This window comes from Paraburkholderia sp. SIMBA_027 (assembly GCF_046535315.1).
In the GTDB taxonomy this organism is placed as follows: Bacteria; Pseudomonadota; Gammaproteobacteria; order Burkholderiales; family Burkholderiaceae; genus Paraburkholderia; species Paraburkholderia tropica.
On the sequence record NZ_JAWRWY010001272.1, the window covers coordinates 1 to 248 of the forward strand.

Sequence of the window (248 nt, forward strand, 5' to 3'; positions counted from 1 at the left end):
CGGTCGCGGCTTTCCCACGCGGCCACGCAGAAGACCACGACGGCGGCCAGCAGGATGATCGCCGCGTTGCGGGGAACCGCGACTTTCGCGAGCACGCGCAGCACGCGGCCGCGGCGGGCGGCATGCAGCTCGGCGTTCTTCGCATAGCCGGGGTCGACCTTGAGCAGGGACGCGGCCAACGGAAGCATCACCAGATTCGTGACGATCTTGTACGCGACGCCGAGCGAAGCGGTGATCGCGAGCTCGCG

At 69.4% G+C, this 248-nt stretch carries 1 pseudogene; it reads right to left on the reverse strand.

The features are described from left to right. Positions 1–248: pseudogene (locus tag SB764_RS43235) on the reverse strand (RND family transporter); the annotation flags it as partial.